Origin of the sequence: Massilia eburnea, assembly GCF_009720745.1 — a bacterium.
GTDB classification, from domain to species: Bacteria; Pseudomonadota; Gammaproteobacteria; order Burkholderiales; family Burkholderiaceae_D; genus Rugamonas; species Rugamonas eburnea.
In genome coordinates, this window is sequence record NZ_WNKX01000001.1 from 325,700 (window position 1) to 344,727 (window position 19,028).

Sequence of the window (19,028 nt, forward strand, 5' to 3'; positions counted from 1 at the left end):
CCGATTTTGCGACGAACTGCACGAAACGTGGCGTGATCCGCCCCGGGAATGTATAATTCGGCGCTCCGGAAGCGTGGCCGAGTGGTTGAAGGCAGCAGTCTTGAAAACTGCCGACGGTTAATCCCGTTCGTGAGTTCGAATCTCACCGCTTCCGCCAATTTCGAGCCCCCATATGACCGCTACCCGCCGTTATAACAAACGCCAGCTCAAAAAGAAGTACCTCGGCGAATTCAAGGAACTCTGCTTTCTCTTTGACGCCAAACTGACCAATCCGCTTGGTACCGACTGGGAAACCTTTGTTGATCGCTTCCTGGCCGAAGTCATTGAAGCCAACGGACTTGCGTTCGGCGGCGGTGGAGACGGCAAAGAATTCAGCGGTTTCGTCGGAGCATACAAGCGCTACGGCAAAGTCGAGGACAGCCACCGCACGTTGGTGCGGGAATGGCTGGAGAAACAAAGCCAGCTCACCGATGTCAATGTCGGTGAGCTGCGAGACGCCTGGCATGGCTGGGATTAATAAAAAAAGGACAACCCATGGCAGCTTCCCGCCGCTACAACAAACGCCAACTCAAGAAAAAACACCTCGGTGAATTCCAGGAACTCGGTTTCCTGGTCGAGGCGAATTGGGTCAGCACTCCAAACCTTGCTGAGCACAATGCGCTGGTTCACGAGTTCATCGAAGCAATCGAAGCTAACGGCCTAGCCTTTGGCGGCGGCTATAACGATGACTTCGGCGGTATCGTCGTGTCGGGCAAAGCCTATGGCAAAGTCGAAGAAAGCCACCGCGCCATGGTGCGGGACTGGCTGAACAAACAAAGCAAACTCAAGGATGTCAACGTAGGCGAACTGCGTGATGCGTGGTACGGTTGGGGTTAAGCCCGGCGGACCAATCCACTGCTCGGAAAAAAGGCGGCCAGGGTGCTGCCTTTTTTATTATGTCAATCTTGCCATTCAAATAAACACGGCAGGCAGCCGTGAAGGCGTAGCGCCCGCCAAGCCGGCGTTGCAGACAGCAAGCAGGATGCGATGAAAATCCCGCATCCTGCTTGCGGCGCTTTTAGAACGAATAGCGCATCTTCACGGAATAACGCGGTCCGGACACGAACCACGCGCGACCCATCAAACCGGTGTGCTGCTGCATCAGCTGGCGGTATTTTGCGTCGGTCAGGTTGGTGCCTTCAAAGCCAATGGAAGTCCTTTCATTGATCTGGTAGAACAACGATGCATCCAGTTGCCCGAAGGAGTCGGCCCAGGTTGGCAACGCCCAGTGAACCACATGCTGGCCGAAAGTCGGGCTGGCCGGATTGCTGTCGGTAGCGTCGCCGCCATTGGTACCATTCACGTCGACCGCCTGCAGGTTTTTGGAGCGCCAGCTGTATGCCAGGCGGGCGGACCATGGCCCCTTGTCGTACAGCAGGGCCAGGTTGTAGGCGTTCTTCGACAGCAGCGGCAATGGCAAGTTGCTGAAAGTCTGGCCGTTGGTATCGCAGCCGTTCATGCTGGTGTTCAGGCTGTCCGTCTGGCCGCTGCCACCGCAGTAGGGCGAGAACACTGGGGTGTACAGTGTTTGCTTGCTGTCGATGTAGGTATAGTTTGCCTGCACGCCGATGCCGGACATCCAGCCTGGCAGCTTGTCGAAGTACTGCTGGTAAGCCAGCTCGATGCCGCGCGCACGCCCCTTGGCGCCGTTCACCGGGCCAGTCACGGCAAAGTTCTGCATATTGCCCGAGACATCGGGGATCTGGTAGTTGAAGGTCTGCTTGAGGATCACGTCCTTCAGCTGCTTGTTGAACACCCCCACAGTGAACGAGCCAACCGGCGAGAAATACCATTCCGCAGTCAAGTCGACCTGTTTCGAGGTAATCGGCTTCAGCTGCGGATTGCCTTTCGCATCGCCGGACTGGTTGACGCTGTTGACGGTAGTTTGGCCGCCGTTGTTGGTGACGTCGATTTTCTGCGACAGCGAGGTATAGGCCTGCAACTGGTCGAAGTCCGGACGGGACATCGCGCCGGCATAGGCGAAGCGGAACTGCAGCTTGTCGCTGGCCTTCATGCGCAGGTTCAGGCTAGGCAGCACATTGTGGTAGCTGTTCTCGAAGTCCTGTTCTGCCTGGAAGGCCGGGATCACGGCGAACGGCAGGCCGCCAACAATATTTCCGGACGGGATATTGTAGTCAGGCTTGAACGTGGTAAAGCCGTGGGCGGTCAGGTCGGTCTTGACGTAGCGCAGGCCGATATTACCGTCGATCGGATACTTCAGCTCATCGAAGCCAAAACGCACCTGGGTGTAGAAGGCCTTGGTCTTTTCGGACTGGTTGTTGGTCCCGGCAGGATCGGTGCCGAATGTGGCCGGTTTCCAGGTGCCGCAGCCGGATGCGTCGCCGTTATGCGCTTCCGCGCACAGGATGTCGTGGTACTTATGCAGCGCGGCGTAGCTGTCCGGATAGCCGGTTGCAGTCGACACCGACGGGAATACCAGCGACGGCACCTGCATATTCTTGTTGAAGAAATTGTCGAAGGTGTGCAGCTCGGTGTTGCCGCTGAAGCGCGGATCGCCCAGGGATGCCAGCTTGTTGATGTCCCAGCCCAGCTGCCAGGGCTGGGAGATTGCCGACCAGTTGTAGCTTGGGTTGGAATTCATCGTCACCGAATCCTTGTCGGACAGGCGCACGCCGAAACGGATATCCTTCAGGAATGGATGGTCTTCGAAGTCATAGATGGCATCTCCCTTCCAGGATTTGCCGGTAGCCTTGGCCCGGTCCATGTGCTCCATGGTGAAGGCCCAGTAGTAATTCTTCGGGTCGGCAAGATAGGCCAGGTCCGCCTGGTCGAAGTTCAGGCGCGGCACGTCGCCGGTCAGGTCGACGTTCTCCTTGGCCATCTGGATGCCGGTTGCAACAGTCGAATCGAAACTGTGCGTCTTGGCCTTGATGTACTGCAGGTCGGACTTCAGGGTCCAGCGCCCGGCCGGGCGCCAGGTGATGTTCCAGGAGATATCCGTGGTATCCGATTTGCGGTTCGCGGTACGGGTGTCGCCGCCGAAGTTGATGCCGCCATCCGCTGGGTCGGTCATGGTGCCGGTCAGCAGATTGCCGTTCGGTCCATAGGTGGCGTCCGGGCTGACGTGGATGTTGTATGGACTGGCCTGGGAGAAGATCGCGTTCTCATCCCACTGCATCTGGTACTTGGACTTGAAGTACGTCAGGTGGGACTTGAGGGTGGAATCCTTCTGCCATTGCAGCGCTCCGTAATAGCCTTCGCGCTTGCGGTCGAATTGCAGGGTACGCCATTGCGCGCCTTTCGGAACCCATACGGTCTGGCCGTTGACGACGTCAGTGCGCGGATAGTAAGGCTCCACCTGGAACGCATCGGTGCGGGTGGCGCTTTCGGAATATGCCAGGTCGACCAGGGCGCCGAATTCGCCGATCGGCGTCTTCCAGCGGTTCGAGGCCAGGATCGAGGCGCCCGGCTTCTTCTTGCCGCCCAGCTCATTGTAGGTGTAGTCGGCGCTCAGTGAGACCTTGGCGCCCTTGTAGTCGAAAGGCAACGCGGTGCGCAGGTTGACCAGGCCGCCGATCGAGCCTTCGATCTGTTCCGCCGAGGGATTCTTGTACACGTCGACACCGGCCATCAGCTCGGGCGGCACGTCTTCAAAGTTAAGCGAACGGCCGCCGTTGGCTGAGAAGGAATCGCGGCCATTCAACTCGGAACGCACGTAAGTCAGGCCGCGGATGGTGACGCCGGAACCTTCCACCGAATAGTGCTCAGGGTCCCCTTTTGCCATCGTGCGGTCGATCGCCACGCCGACGACGCGCTGCAGCACTTCGGTGATCGAGCGGTCCGGCAGTTTGCCAATATCTTCGGCGACGATGGAATCGACGATTTCGTCGGAATTGCGCTTGATGTTCTGGGCCGATTGCAGTGCTGCGCGCTGACCGGTCACCACAACTACCGATGCCTGGGGCGCCGATTCCTGGGCCATGGCGGCGCTGGCGGCGAGCAGTGCAAACTGGGCTGCGGCGACGGCAATGGCAGTTTTCCTGGGTTGATTCTGCATCACTCTTGGTCTCCTCGTTTTTATGCTACACAGTGGCTCTCCACGAAGTAGTCACAGTTTGCTTTCCGAAAAACGCCCAAGCAATTATGAAATTCACCAAAAATGAAAACGTTTTCATGCAACCACGGGGGAAATGCCTCCATCAATGTGGCCCGGAAACAACAGGCTGGCTGTTGCCCGGACCGTAGTACCGCCGGCGCGATGCTTTCCCCTTATGCTAATCTTGCCATTCCTGCAAATCGGAAAGGCAACCGTGAAAGCATTGCTCATCGTTACCGCCAGTGCCCTGCCGCTGGCGGGCCTGGCTTCGCAGCAATTCGATGTTTCGTCCGCCCCGGGCATTACCCTGGCCGTGACGGAAGTCGGGCAGCATCACGGCAAGCGCCCTCTCCTGCTGGTGCATGGCGCACGCGTCAGCTCCAAGCCTTCTTTTGACTTGCCCGTGCCCGGCGGCTCGCTTGCCGCCGATCTGGCGAAACGGGGCTTTGATGTCTATACGCTGGACGTGCGTGGCTACGGCGCGTCGACGCGCCCGGCTGAGATGTCGCTGGCGCCGACTACCGGGGCAGCACTGGTGCGGACTAATGCCGCCGTTGAGGATATCGATGCGGCGGTGGATTATGTGCGCCGGCGCAGCGGTGGCGCCAAGGTGGCGCTGCTTGGATGGGCCACTGGGGGGCAATGGGTCGGGCATTATGCGACCCTGCACTCGCCGAAACTGAGCGCTGTGATCATGTTGAACAGCCTGTATCGCGGGACTTCGCCGCATCCCTTGATCGGACGCGGCACGGCAATGGAGGACAAGCAGCATCCCGGCGCATACAGCAATGCCGCGTGCGGCAATTACCGGCTGACTGACGCGGCATCCATATTGGGGCCTTGGGATCGCACGCTTGGCGAAGAAAAGAACCGTGCGCGCGATCCCGCGGTGGCAAAAGCTTACGTCGATGCTGCGCTGGATAGCGACGCCACCAGCAGCCAGCGGGAGCCCCGCAGCTTCCGTGCGCCATGCGGAGCGATGGAGGACAGTTTCTACCTCGCGACCGGGCGCCAGCTATGGGACGCTTCGCTGATCACGGCGCCGGTGCTGGCTATCGCGGGCGAGAAGGATTTCTGGTCGCGCCCGGAAGACATGCAGAACTTGCAGGCCGACCTGGTGCATTCTCCGGCAGTACGCATGGTGCGCATTCCCAACGCGACCCATTTCCTGCATTTGGAATGGCCGGCGCGCGGCCGGGCGCAGCTTATCGATGAAGTGGACGGCTTCGTGCCGCGCTAAGCGTTGGCAAAGCCGATGACAAGCATCGCGTTGGTAAGGGAAGTCTTGAAAAACAGAGCCAGCGATCCGTCTCGCTAAGCGCTGGCGGCGATGGGTTCCGGCGGCGCCCAGTTCTGCAGCAGGGCGCGCTCGAATTCCAGGGATGGCAAGGGACGCGAGAACAGGTAGCCTTGCACTTCATCGCAGCCGGAATCCTTGAGGAAGGCCAGTTGTTCGGCCGTCTCCACGCCTTCGGCGATGACTTTGTGCTTCAGCTGCTGGGCAATGCTGATGATGGTGCTGGCGATGGCGCAGTCGTTGGTGTCGACCGGGATGCCGGTTGTGAAGGAGCGGTCGATCTTCAGCGTGTCGATCGGGAACCGCTTCAGGTAGGACAGGCTGGAATAGCCAGTGCCGAAATCGTCCAGCGATAGCGCAATGCCTTCTGCAGTCAGGCGGTCCATGATGCCGATCACTCGCTCGATATTGTGCATCAGCGTCGATTCGGTGATTTCCAGTTCGAGCCAGCTTGGCTCCAGGCCGTAACGCTGCAAGGTTTCCATCACACGGCCAGGCAGCGCGGAAGTGAACTCGCGCGCCGATACGTTGACCGCCAGGCGGATCGGCGGCAAGCCTTTCTCTTTCCACGCCTGCGCCTGCGCGCAAGCCGCTTCCAGCACCCATTCGCCGACCTGCACCACCAGCCCGGTGGCTTCGGCCAAGGGGATGAATTCAGCCGGCGGCACCAGGCCGCGTTCGGGATGCTTCCAGCGCACCAGCGCTTCGGCGCCGATGATCTTGCCGCTGCTGATCTCATACTTTGGCTGGTAATGCAGCAGCAGCTGTCCATTGCCGAGCGCCTGGCGCAGGCCCGATTCGATGCGCATGCGTTCCTGCATGCCCTTGTTCATGTCCTGGCTGTAGAAGGCGATATGCTCGCCATCGGTCGAGGCGTTCTGCTTGGCGCGGTACATGGCGATATCGGCCAGGCGCAGCAGGGTTTCCGCGTCGTTGCCATCCTGCGGGTAGACGCTGATGCCGATGGAGGCGCTGACCCGCAGGTCGTGGCCATCGATCAGGAATGGCTCGTTGAGCGCGTCCAGCAGCTTGTTGGCCACCATGCTTGCTTCGTAATGCTGGTGGATGTCGAACAGGCCGACTGCGAATTCGTCGCCGGACAGGCGCGCCACCACGTCCTGGTCGCGCAGGGCGAGGCGGAAGCGCTGCGAGACTTCGCGCAGCAGCGCGTCGCCCACCGTGCGGCCCAGGGTGTCGTTGATCAGTTTGAAGCGGTTCAAGTCGATAAACATCACGCAGCCATGGCCGTGGCTGCGCAGGGCTACCGTCAGGGCCTGGTCCACCAGCTTGGTCAGCAGCGAGCGGTTGGGCATGCCCGTCAGCGCGTCGTAGTAGGCCAGGTGGTGGATGCGCTCCTCCGCCTGCTTGCGTTCAGTGATGTCGGTCAGGTAGGCGATCAGGCCGATCGAGCGGTCTTCCATATCGCACAGCGGCGATAGCGACAGGCTGGCCCAGAATACTTCGCCATTCTTTTTCTTGCGGCGCACTTCCATCAGGCGGCCGCCCTGCTCCAAAAAGGCGTCGTCAAAGGTTTCGTCTTCGTCGTCGTAGAGGAAGATGATGTTGCGGCCGATGGCTTCCACCGCCGAATAGCCGAACAGGCGCTCGGCGCCCTTGTTCCAGCTGGTGATGAAGCCGTTCAGGTCCATGGTCAGCACCGACTCGTGGATCTGGTCGAGGATTTGCGACTGGTGCTGCAGGCGCGCCTCCACCTGCACGTAGGCGTGGGTGGTGCGCTGCGCAACCGAGTGCACTTGCAGCACGCTGGCGGCCAGGCTGGCCAGGCTGGCCAGGTGCTGCCTGCTGGCGTCGGAATAGGCATCGCGGCCGGAGACTTCGAAGCGGCCAAAGTACTGGCTGTCGAACTGGATCAGCTGCGACAGGCCGGTTTCCCAGCCTGGCAGGCCGGTGGCCGGCGTCATATCGCGCGGCACGTAGCGGCCATGCGGGCTGCCGGTCACTTCGCGCGCAATGCGGCCCAGCTCTTCCACCAGCGCGGGGCCGCGCATGCGCAAGACCGCATCGCAGACGGCGGCGCTGCTGGCGAGGAAGTCGACTGGCCCGTGCATGCTTACACGTTCCTGCTGACTTGCAGCGCCCATTGGTAGGCCTGCAGCAGGCTGCGCCAATAGGTTTCGTTGTCGATGCCGACGTCGCGCAGCGCGCTCGCTTGCGGCTCGTGCATTTCGGCCAGCGCCAGCATTTCGCCCAGTTCGCCGCTGCGGTCCAGCAAGGCCGCCACCACGTCCAGGTCCAGGTTCAGGGCCGACACGATTTCGGCCATCGGCATGGCCAGCAGCACGTCGAGCAGCGAGAAGACGCCAACCAGGAAAGCCTGGTCCTGCTCGTCACGGTCGCCATCGCGCAGCTTGCACAGCGATTCCATTTGCGCGGCGCGCAGGGCAGCCAGCGGCAACAAGGGATTTGCCGGACCATCCGTCTGCTGTCGCGCATACAGCAGCAGCTGCAGCCAGCGTTGCAGCTGGCGGCGGCCCAGCAGGTTGATGGCCTGGCCGAAGTTGTGGATTGGCTTGCTGTTTGGCGCGAAAGCGGCAGAATTCACCAGCTTGAGAAGCTGGAATGAGAGCGCCGGGTCTTGTTTCAGCAGGGTTTCCAGTTCGCGCGAATCGGCATCCTGGGCCAGCAGGCCAAGCAGGGCAAGCAGGCGTTTGCGGCTGGTGCCGTCGCCCTGCCCGGCATCGTGCTCTTTCACGCGCGGCAGTTCGCCGCGGAACAAGGTGAAGCCGGCTTTGCGGCATTCGCCGGCGCGGACTTCGTCCGTCGCATTGCGCGCCAGGTGCGGGCCGGGCAGTGTCAGCATCGCGAGCGCAGTTGGCAGCGTTTCGGCGCAATCGACATCGAGCCCGCGGATGCCGGCCTGCGCGGCGGTGATGCCTGCCTCGCCATCGGCCAGCAGGCGCAGGCCACGGTCGGCCAGCCGCTTGCAGTGCTTTTGTACCGCGTCATCGGACAACAGCGCGGCCGGGACGGTGCATACCATCCGCTCCAGCGGCAAGCCTTCCAGTTGCGCCGCATCGACTGCGAGCGGATCGGCGAGGGGAATGAAGTATTCGAGCGAACCCAGTTCGTCGGATTCAGGACAGCGGAGAAGCGCTTGCAGCGCCGGCAACGAGGCGGCGCCAGGCATTTGAAACGCCAGTCCTACCCAATGGTTCTGGGTATTCAGGACAGGTTTGATTCCCACCAGCGGAAACGAATTCGGATCTGACGCAACCATCGGAATCTCGGTGTGGTAATGCTAACAATGGTAAATGGTTTATTGATGTAAAGCAACCATTGTGCGCACGGGTCACACCTGTGTTACAAGACTCGAGGAATATAGCAGAAATTGTCCAAAAGTCAGGTTTCGCGTTGTAGAGGACGCAATCGAATTGCCTGATTTGTACCAGGAACGATACATTAATGTCTAATTTTGCAAGGCTTACTTGTCGAATTGTGCGTGTTGCACCGCAAACTTGATCAATTCTGCCTGTCCTTCGATGCCGAGCTTGCGTTTGATGTTGAGGCGGTGCGTTTCCACCGTCCGCACGCTCAGGTCCAGTTCACGTGCGATGTGCTTGTTCGATTCGCCGTTGGCCAGGTGGCGCAGCACTTCCGCCTCGCGCGTGGTGAGCTGGTTATCCTGCGACATGGGCTTGGCCAGTTGCTGCGCCAGGTTGGCGCTGTAGTAGATGCCGCCCGCCATCACGGTTTCAATGGCGATCACAATGTCCTTGCCCGGCGCGTCTTTCAGCACGTAGCCGCGGGCGCCGGCCTGGATGGCCTGGGTCACGTATTCCAGCTTGTCGTGCATGGACAGGATCAGCACCGCAATCTGGGGGAACTGCTGCTTGAACAGCGCGGTGGCCTCGATACCGTTGGTGCCGCGCATATTGATGTCCATCAGGACCAGGTCGGGATTGTGCTGGCGCGCGGCTTCCAGCGCTTCCGCGGCGCTGCCCGCCTCGCCCACTACTTCAAATTGCGCCATGGCTTCCAGGCGCGCGCGCAAACCGTCGCGCACAAGGGGGTGGTCGTCGACCAACAGGATCCGGGTCATTGCTTGCCTCTGTTATCTACACGGGCCAGCACGGTGGTGCCGGCCGGCGAGGATTCGATGCGGAACTGGCCGCCGATCGCCTCCATCCGCTCCATCATATTCCGTAATCCGATGCCGCGCTTCGGGTGGCTGGCGATGCCCTGCGCATCGAAGCCGCCGCCATTGTCGGCAATGCGCAGCGTGACGCCTTCGGCATCGCCTTCCAGGTCGATGGTGATGCGGGTGGCGCCGGCGTGGCGCTCGATATTGGTCAGTGCTTCCTGGGCGATGCGGAACAGTACCGTGTTGGCCACGTCCGGCAGGCGGTCGGTGCAGCCGCCGGCGGCAAAGGCCACTTCCACGCCGATGTGTTCGCGGAATTCGGCGGACAGGTGGTCCAGCGCGGCGGCCAGGCCCAGGTCGTCCAGGATGGCGGGGCGCAGGTTGTGCGAAATGCGGCGCACTTCGCCCAGCACATTGTTCAACTGTTCGGCCGTGTGCTCGAAGGCTGCCTTGGCCTTGTCCTGCTGCGCCGGATTGCCGAGACGGATGATGCCGGCCTCGATCTGCAGCTTGATCGACACCAGCCACTGGCTGATGCCGTCGTGCAGGTCGCGCGACAGGCGCGCCCTCTCCTCTTCCTGCGATTCGACTACGCGCTGCGCCAGAACTTTCAGCTTGGCGTCGGCCACACGGTATTCGCGGATGTTCAGCGCCAGCCCGGAAACGCCGACCGCCACCAGCGCCAGCGCCGCAATGGCCGCCATCCACAGCAAGGTATTGCGGATGTTGCCGCGCTGCTGTTCATCCACCTTGGCCAGCGCCGCATCCACGTCGTCCAGGTAAATGCCGGTGCCCAGCATCCAGCCCCATTCCGGCAGCGCGACCACATAGCCAAGCTTGGGCGCCGACTTGTGGGTGGAAGGCTTGACCCAGTTGTAGCGCTCCAGCCCGCCCCCTTCCCGCGCACGGGCCAGCAGGCGCTGGATGGTGGGGTTGCCCTCATCGTCCTTCAGCATGAACAGGTTCTGGCCCACCAACTCCGGCTGGCGCGGGTGCATCAGCGAGTTACCCTGCATGTCGTAGACGAAGAAGTAACCGTCATCGCCGAAACTCAGGGTGGAAAGGATGCGCTTCGCTTCATCGAGCGTCGCCTGGTCCTTGCGGCCGGACTGCACCAGGTGGGCGATGGAGTGGTTGGCCAGCGTGACGTAGTGCTTGAGCTCCGCTTCCTTGCTGGCCAGGTAAGCCTGCTGGATGGTGTCGCGCTGCTGCTGGGCGAGCGTGACCGCCTGGTAGCGCACCGCGATGGCGATCGCGCACAGGGCCAGGATCAGGGGCGCGATGGCCAGGAAGAGGAACTTTTGCCGCAGCTTCATGCGGCGATTGTAAGCCCGGCGCCGCCTGCGTGTCCTACGTAGTTCTACGCACCGGCTTTGCGTAGTGGTGCGCTTGTGACAGATATTCAAATCCTGAATACTGGGCATTCATCCTTGGAGGAGACCCCGATGAATCCCACTATGAAGAAACTTGGCTGGGCCGGCATGTCGCTGCTGGGCGCCGCCTCGCTGGGCGTGATTGCCCTCAAGCGCGGCGAGCCCGTGAGCGCCATCTGGCTGGTGATTGCAGCCGTTTGCGTGTACCTGATTGCGTACCGCTTTTACAGCCTGTTTATCGCCAATAAGGTCATGGGCCTGGAGGCCAACCGCCTGACCCCGGCCTACAAGTACAACGACGGCCTGGATTACGTGCCGACCAATAAGAACGTGTTGTTCGGCCACCACTTCGCCGCCATTGCCGGCGCCGGCCCGCTGGTCGGCCCCGTGCTGGCGGCGCAGATGGGCTACCTGCCCGGCATGCTGTGGATCCTGGCAGGCGTGGTGTTCGCCGGCGCCGTGCAGGACTTCATGGTGCTGTTCATCTCGACCCGCCGCGACGGCCGCTCCCTGGGTGACTTGATCAAGTCCGAACTGGGCCCCGTTCCTGGCAATATCGCGCTGCTGGGCACCTTCATGATCATGGTGATCATCCTGGCCGTGCTGGCCCTGATCGTGGTGAAAGCGCTGACGCACTCGCCATGGGGCTCCTTCACCGTGATGGCGACCATCCCGATCGCGCTGTTCATGGGCGTTTATACGCGCTACTTCCGCGTCGGCCGCATCGGCGAAGTGTCGCTGATCGGCTTCGTGCTGCTGATGCTGGCCATTTTCGGCGGCCAGGCAGTGCAGGAAAACCCTGCCCTGGCGCCGATGTTCAACTTCAGCGGCACTGAACTGACCTGGATGCTGATCGGCTACGGCTTTATCGCCTCCGTGCTGCCGGTGTGGCTGCTGCTGGCGCCGCGCGACTACCTGTCCACCTTCCTCAAGATCGGCACCATTGTCGGCCTGGCGCTGGGTATCGTGATCGTCTCGCCAATGTTGCAGATGCCTTCGCTGACCAAGTTCATCGACGGCACCGGCCCTGTCTGGACCGGCAACCTGTTCCCATTCCTGTTCATCACCATCGCCTGTGGCGCCGTTTCCGGCTTCCACGCGCTGATTTCCTCCGGCACCACGCCGAAGATGATCGAGAACGAAACCCACGCCCGCTTCATCGGCTACGGCGCGATGCTGATGGAATCCTTCGTCGCCATCATGGCGCTGGTGGCTGCATCGACCATTGAGCCAGGCGTCTACTTCGCCATGAACAGCCCGGCCGCCCTGCTCGGCCCGACCGCCGAATCGGCCGCGCAAGCGATCTCGCAGTGGGGCTTCTACGTCACCCCTGACATGCTGGTGCAAACCGCCAAGGACGTGGGCGAAGGCACCATCATCTCGCGCGCCGGCGGCGCACCGACCCTGGCGGTGGGCATGGCGCACATCCTGTCCAACGTCGTGGGCGGCAAAGCCATGATGGCGTTCTGGTACCACTTCGCCATCCTGTTCGAAGCGCTGTTCATCCTGACCGCCGTCGACGCCGGAACCCGCGCCGGCCGCTTCATGCTGCAAGACTTGCTGGGCACTTTCTCGCCGGCGCTGAAACGCACCGACTCCGTGTTCGCCAGCCTGCTGGCCACCGGCCTGTGCGTCGCCGCCTGGGGTTACTTCCTGTACCAGGGCGTGGTCGATCCGCTGGGCGGCATCAACACCCTGTGGCCGCTGTTCGGCATCGCCAACCAGATGCTCGCTGCGATTGCGCTGATCCTTGCCACCTGCGTGCTGTTCAAGATGAAGCGTGCGCAATACGCCTGGGTCACCGTGCTGCCAACCATCTGGCTGCTGATCTGCACCCTGGTCGCCGGCTGGCAGAAGATCTTCGACGCCAATCCGAAGATCGGCTTCATGGCCCACGCAGCCAAGTACCAGGCTTCCCTGGCCGACGGCAAGGTGCTGGCGCCGGCCAAGTCGATGGAGCAGATGCATCAAGTGATCTTCAACGACTACCTGGACGCGGGCCTGGCAGCCTTCTTCATGATCGTCGTGGTCAGCGTGCTGGTATTCGGCGTGCGCACCGCGCTGGCGGCCTGGAACGCCAGCCGCCCAACCCACAACGAAGCCCCGGCCCAATACGCCGCTGCGGCCAAGTAAGACCATGCTGGGCGAAATCGTCAAGGCAGGCCGCTACCTCGGACAGAGCATGCGGCTGATGTGCGGCCTGCCCGAATACGACACCTACGTCGCCCATCGCGAGACCACCCACCCGGGTGAGCCCGTGATGAGCTACGAAGAATTCTTCCGCGAGCGGCAAGAAGCCCGCTACGGCGGCGCCGGCAAGCGCGGCGGCTGCTGCTAAGGTAAAAGTCGGGGTCAGCTCTGGCAATCGGACATTTCGCTGTGCGAAATGTCCGATTGCCAGAGCTGACCCCGACTTTTACTGTGCCAGTAACTGAATCTTAGAGCCAGATCAAAGTGTCGAAATTCTTAGCATTTATTCTTTGCCCGATGGAATCGTCCTTCGGCGGCGAAAATGCTCAACTTCGAACGGTCCGGCCTAAGCCAGAAACTGACCATCATCTCGGTGCTCACCACCGGCAGCGCTTTGCTGCTGGTGTTCGCGGCGTTTGCCGTGGCCTCCATCGTTTCCCACACCAGCGAGGAACGCAAGCAGCTTACCTCGCTGGCTGACGTCATCGGCGCGAATAGCGTCGCTTCCCTGCTCTACTCGGACCGCCCGACTGCCGAGCAGGCGCTGGCCGCGCTGGCGGTCAAGAGCGATATCACACGCGCCGCCCTGTTCGACCGCGACGGCCAGCTGTTTGCCGCCTATCCGTCCCTGCGCGAGCTGGCGCCCGGCGGACTGGATACCGCGCGCCTGCACCTGCTGTCGGAAGGCGAACTGGCCGAACATGACGGCCCGCCCTGGGCGCCGCGCCTGCGGCTTTACCGGCCGGTGCGGGTACGCCAGCATGTGATCGGGGCGGTGATGATCGAGGCCGGGCAGGCTTCGCTGTGGCTGGGCATCCTGCGCAACCTTGGCATCACCGCGCTCGCCACGGCTTCTTCGTTCTGGCTGGCGCTGGTGCTGTCGGCGCGCTTCCGCGAGGGCATCGCCGCGCCCATCGCGCAGCTGATCGCGGCGGCGGACAAGGTAAGCAGCAGCCAGACCTACGCCCAGCTGCAGCACCAGCGCAGCGATGAACTGGGCACGCTGATTGACAGCTTCAACGGCATGCTGGCGCAGATCGAGAGCCGGGATACCAAGCTGGCGCAATACCGCGGCGAACTGGAACGCCAGGTCAGCATCCGCACCGCGCAGCTGGAAAAAGCCAAGGATTCGGCGGAGGCGGCGAGCCAGGCCAAAAGCGCCTTCCTGGCCAATATGTCGCATGAAATCCGCACGCCGATGAACGGGGTGCTGGGCATGGCGGAACTGCTGGCGGCCACCGAGCTGACCGAAACCCAGCGCAACTACACCAGCATGGTGCGCCGTTCGGGCGAGCACCTGCTGGTGATCATCAACGACATCCTCGATTTCTCCAAGGTGGAAGCAGGCAAGCTGACGGTCGAATACATCAACTTCAACCTGCGCGAATTGCTGGACGATATCGAGAACGTTTTTGCGCCGCAGGCACAGGCCAAGGGCATCGAAATGGAGTTCGCGGTAGCGAACAATATTCCGCTGGCCATCTGCGGCGATCCTAACCGGCTGCGCCAGGTGATCGTCAACCTGCTCGGGAACGCCGTCAAATTCACCGACCAGGGACGGATCAAGGTCGCGGTGCGGGTGGCGGAGGAGGATTCGCAATCGGCGCGGCTGCGCGTGGAAGTGCACGATACCGGCATCGGTGTCACCCGCGAGGCGCGGGCACATATCTTCGATTCGTTTTCACAGGGGGACGGTTCGACCACGCGCAAGCATGGCGGTACTGGCCTGGGCCTGGCCATCTCCAAGCAGCTGGTGGAGCTGATGGGCGGCTCAATCGGGGTCGATAACGCCCTCGGGCATGGTTCGGTGTTCTGGTTCACCGTGCAGTTCGACAAGCGGCGGGTAGAGGCGGACGACGCGGGCTTCCAGCAGAAGCCGACCAAAGGATTGCGGGCGCTGGTCGTGGACCGCCAGGCGGAGAGCGCGCTGGCGCTGCAACGCCTGCTGGCGCGCTGGCACCTGCACGGCACTTGTGCACCGAGTGCGGCGGATGCCTTGCGTGAGCTGCATGCGGCGGCGGCACGCGGTGCGCCCTACGACGTCGCGCTGCTGGACATGGGGCTGGACGATATCGGCGGCCTGGCGCTGGCGGCCGAGATCAAATCCGACCCCGATATTTCTGCGGTGCGCGTCATCCTGCTGGCCTCCGAGCGCAATGCGGCGGATCCCGTGCAGCGGCGGGCCGCCGGGGTGGCGTTCCAGCTGATCAAGCCAGCGCGCGAGCCGGACCTGTATGACTGCATCGTCACCCCGCTGCGCGCCAGCGAGGGCGTTGCCGTGTCGTCGCTGGCCGGCGTCGCGGCGCCGCATGCCGCGCCGCGCCCGCGCCCTGGGCAGCGGCCGCGCGCCCTGCTGGCTGAAGACAATCCGGTCAACGTGGAAGTCGCATCGGCCATGCTGCGCGGCCTGGGCATGGAGGTCGCTTGCGCGTCCAACGGCGAGGAAGCGCTGGCGGCGGTGCGGGCGGGCGATTACGACCTGGTGCTGATGGACTGCATGATGCCGGTGATGGATGGCATGGCTGCCACGGCCGAAATCCGCCGCCTCGAGCAGCAGCGCGGCCGCGCACGCGCCACGCCGATCGTCGCCATTACCGCCAACGCGCTGCAGGGCGACCGGGAACGCTGCCTTGCGGCGGGCATGGATGATTACATCAGCAAGCCGTTTTCACAGCAAGCGCTGGCCGACACGCTTGGCCGCTGGGTTGCCTTGCCGCGCCCTGCGCCAGCCGGGCATACGCCGCCGCCCCGTTCAGCCTCCCACCCGGCGCAAGGCGGTCCGCCGCCGGCGCCGGCCGCGTCGGCATCCGCCGTTCCCCCAGCCTGCCTGAATGGATCCGCCCCCCATGCCGGACAGCTGCACGCCAGCGCCATGGCGACGCTTTGCCACAGCACGTCCGTCGGCACAGCGCCCCGCCAGGCCGCGCAAGTGGCCGCGCTGGACGCCGCCCCGGCTGCCATCAACCCGGCGGCGCTGAACGCCATCTGCGCCCTCAGCCCGGGCCAGGGCAAGGCGCTGCTGCGGCGCGTGCTGGAAGCCTTCCTGCAAGACACGCCGCGCCAGATCACGGCACTACGCGAGGCCACCGCAGGCAGCGACACCAGCGCCATCCGCAAAACGGCGCACAGCCTGAAATCCAGCAGCGCCAACGTGGGCGCCGACGCGCTGGCAAAACTGTTCAGGGAGATGGAACAAATGGCGCGTGCCGAGCAGACCGAGGGCGCGGCCGACCTGTTGGCGCAGCTGGAGCGCGAATTCCAGTCAGTGCGGCAATCGCTCAGCATCATCCTGGCCAAGGGAGCATGAAATCATGGCAGCGCTCTATTCCCCCAAACGCGGCACCGTACTGGTGGCGGATGACGATCCCGTCATGCGCCTGCTGATGCTTGAAATGCTGGCCCAGGTCGGGCTGGACGCAGTGGAGGCGAGCGACGGCCGCGCCGCAGTGGCCAGCTTCCGCGACAATGCGCCCGACCTGGTGCTGCTTGACGTCGACATGCCGCTGCTGGACGGCTTCTCCGTCTGCCGCGCCATCCGCAAGCTGGAAGGCCCGTCCCACGTCCCCGTCATCATGGTCACCGGAGGCGACGACCTGGAAGCCGTGACGCAAGCTTATGAAGCCGGCGCCACCGACTTCGTCTCCAAGCCGATCAACTGGCCCATCCTCGGCCACCGCGTGCTGTACGTGCTGCGCGCCAGCGACGCCATTTCCCGCCTGCGCATCGCCGATGCCCACAACCGCGCCGTGCTGGCGGCCATCCCCGACACCTTCTTCCGCCTCAGCGCAGACGGCTACTACCTCGATTACGAGGAAGGCCACGAGCCCAGCACCGATTTCGCCAGCCGCGAATGCGTGGGCCGCCATATCCGCGACGTGCTGCCGCCGCAGATCGCCATGCGCATGCTGGACCAGCTCTCGGCCGTGCTGCACTCGGCCTCCGTGCACTCGGTCGACTACGAACTGACGCGAGAAGGCGTCAGCCACCATTTCGAAGCGCGCCTGGTGGGCACCGCGTCGGGCGAAGTGCTTGGCCTGGTGCGCGATATCAGCGAACGCAAACGCGCGGAGGAACAGATCCGCAAGCTGGCCTATTGCGATAGCCTGACCGGCATTCCCAACCGCCAGGCCTTCCTGGAAACACTGGAAAACGAACTGGAACGCTCGCGGCGCGAACAGCGCAAATTTGCCATCCTTTTCATGGACCTGGACTCGTTCAAGCGCATCAACGACACGCTGGGCCACAATGTCGGCGACCTGCTGCTGCAGATCGTCACCGAGCGCCTGCGCGAGACGATACGGCCCGGCGACCACCTGTGCAGCCTGGCGCGCCTTGGCGGCGACGAATTCACCATCCTGCTGCCCGATATCGAGCGCGTGGACGATGCGTTGGCGGTGGCGCACCGTGTGAAAGACGCCATGCGGCGCCCCTTCAACCTGGACGGCCATGAAATCTTCGTCACTGCCAGCATCGGCATTTCGCTTTATCCCGAAGACGGCGAAGATTGCACTTCCCTGCTCAAATTTGCCGACACCGCCATGTACCATGCGAAGAACTGCGGCAAGAACAACGCCAAGCTGTACAGCTCCTCCCTGACCATGCAGATCATGAGCCACATCAAGCTGGAGGTCGGCCTACGCAAAGCCTTGCAGAACAACGAGCTTTACCTGCTGTACCAGCCGCAGGTCGACGTGCCGACCACGCGCATCGTCGGCGTGGAGGCGCTGATACGCTGGCGCCATCCCGAACACGGCATCATCCCACCGACGGAATTCATCCCGCTGGCCGAGGAAACTGGGCTGATCGTGCCGATCGGCGAATGGGTCCTGCGCACAGCCTGCCATCAGGCCTGCGCCTGGAAACGGGAATGCGAACGGCCGATCCGGATGGCGGTCAACCTGTCGGCGCGCCAGTTCAAGGACGAAAACCTGGCGCAGATCGTACTGGCCGTGCTGCACGACACCGGCCTCGATCCCAGCCTGCTGGAACTGGAGCTGACCGAAGGCACCCTGATGGACAATGCCCTGGCCACCCTGGCCACGCTGGAACAGCTGCGCGGCATTGGCGTGTTCCTGTCGATCGACGATTTCGGCACCGGCTACTCGTCCATGAGCTATCTGAAACGCTTCGACGTGCGCGCGCTGAAGATCGACAAGAGCTTCATCAGCGGCCTGCCGCAAGACAGCGAAAACGCCGCCATCACGCGCGCCATCATCGCGATGGCGCACGGCTTGAAAATGATCGTGGTGGCGGAAGGCGTCGAAACCCGGGAACAGCTCGACCTCCTGAAGCATTACGGCTGCGACATGGCCCAAGGCTACCTGCTCGGCCGCCCAGCCCCGCAGGACGCCATCAGCCAGATGCTGGCTTGCGCGGGATCAAGTGCTGCGGCGGTCTAGCATGGCGCGGGCGATGGTGCCGGCGTCGACGTATTCGAGTTCGCCGCCGACGGGCACGCCGCGTGCCAGGCGGGTCACGGCCAGGCCACGGGCTTTCAGCATTTCGCTGATGTAGTGGGCGGTGGCTTCGCCTTCATTGGTGAAATTGGTCGCCAGGACCACTTCTTCCACCACGCCGTCGGCGGCGCGCGCCAGCAGCTTTTCGAGGTGGATATCCTTGGGGCCGATGCCGTCCAGCGGCGACAGGCGCCCCATCAGGACGAAGTAAAGGCCCTTGTAGGTCAGCGTGGATTCGATCATCACCTGGTCCGCCGGCGTTTCGACCACGCACAGCTGGCGCTTGTCGCGCGTTTCATCGGCGCAGGTGTCGCAGATGTCGGTTTCGGTGAAGGTATTGCACAGGGCGCAATGGTGTACCTGTTCCACCGCCTGGTACAAGGCGCGCGACAGCATGGCGGCGCCTTCACGGTCATGCTGCAGCAGGTGGAAAGCCATGCGCTGCGCCGACTTGGGGCCAACGCCAGGCAGGCGGCGCAGCGCCTCCGTCAGGAATTCAAAGGACTTCGCCATT

At 62.8% G+C, this 19,028-nt stretch carries 13 protein-coding genes and 1 tRNA gene; 8 read left to right on the top strand and 6 right to left on the bottom strand.

All coding sequences use genetic code 11. The features are described 5' to 3' along the window. Positions 1 to 67 precede the first annotated feature (67 nt). The 3 genes from GM658_RS01645 to GM658_RS01655 all read left to right on the top strand — a co-directional run bounded on the left by GM658_RS01645 (position 68) and on the right by GM658_RS01655 (position 876). Positions 68 to 157: transfer RNA gene (locus GM658_RS01645), tRNA-Ser, on the top strand. A gap of 15 nt (positions 158 to 172) precedes the next feature. Continuing rightward, positions 173 to 517, top strand: a complete 345-nt coding sequence (locus GM658_RS01650) for a YggL 50S ribosome-binding family protein (protein WP_155452267.1) — start codon at positions 173 to 175, stop codon at positions 515 to 517. Between the two features lie 17 nt (positions 518 to 534). Continuing rightward, positions 535 to 876, top strand: coding sequence for a YggL 50S ribosome-binding family protein (locus GM658_RS01655; protein ID WP_155452268.1), 342 nt, complete (start codon positions 535 to 537; stop codon positions 874 to 876). A gap of 181 nt (positions 877 to 1,057) precedes the next feature. Here GM658_RS01655 and GM658_RS01660 read toward each other — a convergent pair whose 3' ends face one another. Then, the gene (locus GM658_RS01660; RefSeq protein WP_155452441.1) at positions 1,058 to 4,057 is read right to left on the bottom strand and encodes a TonB-dependent receptor; all 3,000 of its coding nucleotides are present in this window, start codon (positions 4,055 to 4,057) and stop codon (positions 1,058 to 1,060) included. A 253-nt stretch (positions 4,058 to 4,310) separates the two neighbouring features. Here GM658_RS01660 and GM658_RS01665 point away from each other — a divergent pair, with 253 nt between their 5' ends. Beyond that, complete coding sequence (locus GM658_RS01665; protein ID WP_170298628.1) at positions 4,311 to 5,336, top strand: alpha/beta hydrolase; 1,026 nt, start codon at positions 4,311 to 4,313, stop codon at positions 5,334 to 5,336. Between the two features lie 74 nt (positions 5,337 to 5,410). Here the strand turns inward: GM658_RS01665 and GM658_RS01670 are convergent, their stop codons facing one another. The 4 genes from GM658_RS01670 to GM658_RS01685 all read right to left on the bottom strand — a co-directional run bounded on the left by GM658_RS01670 (position 5,411) and on the right by GM658_RS01685 (position 10,811). After that, positions 5,411 to 7,462: a putative bifunctional diguanylate cyclase/phosphodiesterase gene (locus GM658_RS01670; RefSeq protein WP_155452270.1), complete on the bottom strand. Its 2,052-nt coding sequence runs from the start codon at positions 7,460 to 7,462 to the stop codon at positions 5,411 to 5,413. Positions 7,463 to 7,464: 2 nt separating this feature from the next. Further along, the gene (locus GM658_RS01675) at positions 7,465 to 8,541 is read right to left on the bottom strand and encodes an HDOD domain-containing protein (RefSeq protein ID WP_229416707.1); all 1,077 of its coding nucleotides are present in this window, start codon (positions 8,539 to 8,541) and stop codon (positions 7,465 to 7,467) included. A 294-nt stretch (positions 8,542 to 8,835) separates the two neighbouring features. Continuing rightward, positions 8,836 to 9,453 (bottom strand): response regulator transcription factor, encoded by a 618-nt coding sequence (locus GM658_RS01680; protein ID WP_155452272.1) that lies wholly within the window; start codon positions 9,451 to 9,453, stop codon positions 8,836 to 8,838. Beyond that, positions 9,450 to 10,811 (bottom strand): cache domain-containing protein, encoded by a 1,362-nt coding sequence (locus GM658_RS01685; RefSeq protein ID WP_155452273.1) that lies wholly within the window; start codon positions 10,809 to 10,811, stop codon positions 9,450 to 9,452. The genes GM658_RS01680 and GM658_RS01685 overlap by 4 nt, the downstream gene beginning before the upstream one ends. Before the next feature lie 129 nt (positions 10,812 to 10,940). Here GM658_RS01685 and GM658_RS01690 point away from each other — a divergent pair, with 129 nt between their 5' ends. The 4 genes from GM658_RS01690 to GM658_RS01705 all read left to right on the top strand — a co-directional run bounded on the left by GM658_RS01690 (position 10,941) and on the right by GM658_RS01705 (position 18,457). After that, positions 10,941 to 13,001, top strand: coding sequence for a carbon starvation CstA family protein (locus GM658_RS01690; RefSeq protein ID WP_155452274.1), 2,061 nt, complete (start codon positions 10,941 to 10,943; stop codon positions 12,999 to 13,001). A 4-nt stretch (positions 13,002 to 13,005) separates the two neighbouring features. Next, positions 13,006 to 13,206 (top strand): YbdD/YjiX family protein, encoded by a 201-nt coding sequence (locus GM658_RS01695; protein ID WP_130313223.1) that lies wholly within the window; start codon positions 13,006 to 13,008, stop codon positions 13,204 to 13,206. A 174-nt stretch (positions 13,207 to 13,380) separates the two neighbouring features. Continuing rightward, on the top strand, positions 13,381 to 16,365 hold the full coding sequence (locus tag GM658_RS01700) for a response regulator (RefSeq protein WP_155452275.1): 2,985 nt from the start codon (positions 13,381 to 13,383) through the stop codon (positions 16,363 to 16,365). Between the two features lie 4 nt (positions 16,366 to 16,369). Beyond that, positions 16,370 to 18,457 (top strand): putative bifunctional diguanylate cyclase/phosphodiesterase, encoded by a 2,088-nt coding sequence (locus tag GM658_RS01705; protein ID WP_155452276.1) that lies wholly within the window; start codon positions 16,370 to 16,372, stop codon positions 18,455 to 18,457. Here the strand turns inward: GM658_RS01705 and recR are convergent. Further along, complete coding sequence (gene recR / locus GM658_RS01710) at positions 18,437 to 19,027, bottom strand: recombination mediator RecR (protein ID WP_155452277.1); 591 nt, start codon at positions 19,025 to 19,027, stop codon at positions 18,437 to 18,439. The two genes, GM658_RS01705 and recR, sit on opposite strands and share 21 nt — an antisense overlap. Between the last annotated feature and the right edge of the window lies 1 nt (position 19,028).

What these genes read in the sequence shown, in the direction of transcription:
- GM658_RS01650 (WP_155452267.1), top strand. Translation starts at nt 173, where the DNA reads ATGACCGCTACCCGCCGTTATAACAAACGCCAGCTCAAAAAGAAGTAC.
- GM658_RS01655 (WP_155452268.1), top strand. Translation starts at nt 535, where the DNA reads ATGGCAGCTTCCCGCCGCTACAACAAACGCCAACTCAAGAAAAAACAC.
- GM658_RS01660 (WP_155452441.1), bottom strand. Translation starts at nt 4,057, where the DNA reads ATGCAGAATCAACCCAGGAAAACTGCCATTGCCGTCGCCGCAGCCCAG.
- GM658_RS01670 (WP_155452270.1), bottom strand. Translation starts at nt 7,462, where the DNA reads ATGCACGGGCCAGTCGACTTCCTCGCCAGCAGCGCCGCCGTCTGCGAT.
- GM658_RS01675 (WP_229416707.1), bottom strand. Translation starts at nt 8,541, where the DNA reads ATGCCTGGCGCCGCCTCGTTGCCGGCGCTGCAAGCGCTTCTCCGCTGT.
- GM658_RS01680 (WP_155452272.1), bottom strand. Translation starts at nt 9,453, where the DNA reads ATGACCCGGATCCTGTTGGTCGACGACCACCCCCTTGTGCGCGACGGT.
- GM658_RS01685 (WP_155452273.1), bottom strand. Translation starts at nt 10,811, where the DNA reads ATGAAGCTGCGGCAAAAGTTCCTCTTCCTGGCCATCGCGCCCCTGATC.
- GM658_RS01690 (WP_155452274.1), top strand. Translation starts at nt 10,941, where the DNA reads ATGAATCCCACTATGAAGAAACTTGGCTGGGCCGGCATGTCGCTGCTG.
- GM658_RS01695 (WP_130313223.1), top strand. Translation starts at nt 13,006, where the DNA reads ATGCTGGGCGAAATCGTCAAGGCAGGCCGCTACCTCGGACAGAGCATG.
- GM658_RS01700 (WP_155452275.1), top strand. Translation starts at nt 13,381, where the DNA reads ATGCTCAACTTCGAACGGTCCGGCCTAAGCCAGAAACTGACCATCATC.
- GM658_RS01705 (WP_155452276.1), top strand. Translation starts at nt 16,370, where the DNA reads ATGGCAGCGCTCTATTCCCCCAAACGCGGCACCGTACTGGTGGCGGAT.
- recR (WP_155452277.1), bottom strand. Translation starts at nt 19,027, where the DNA reads ATGGCGAAGTCCTTTGAATTCCTGACGGAGGCGCTGCGCCGCCTGCCT.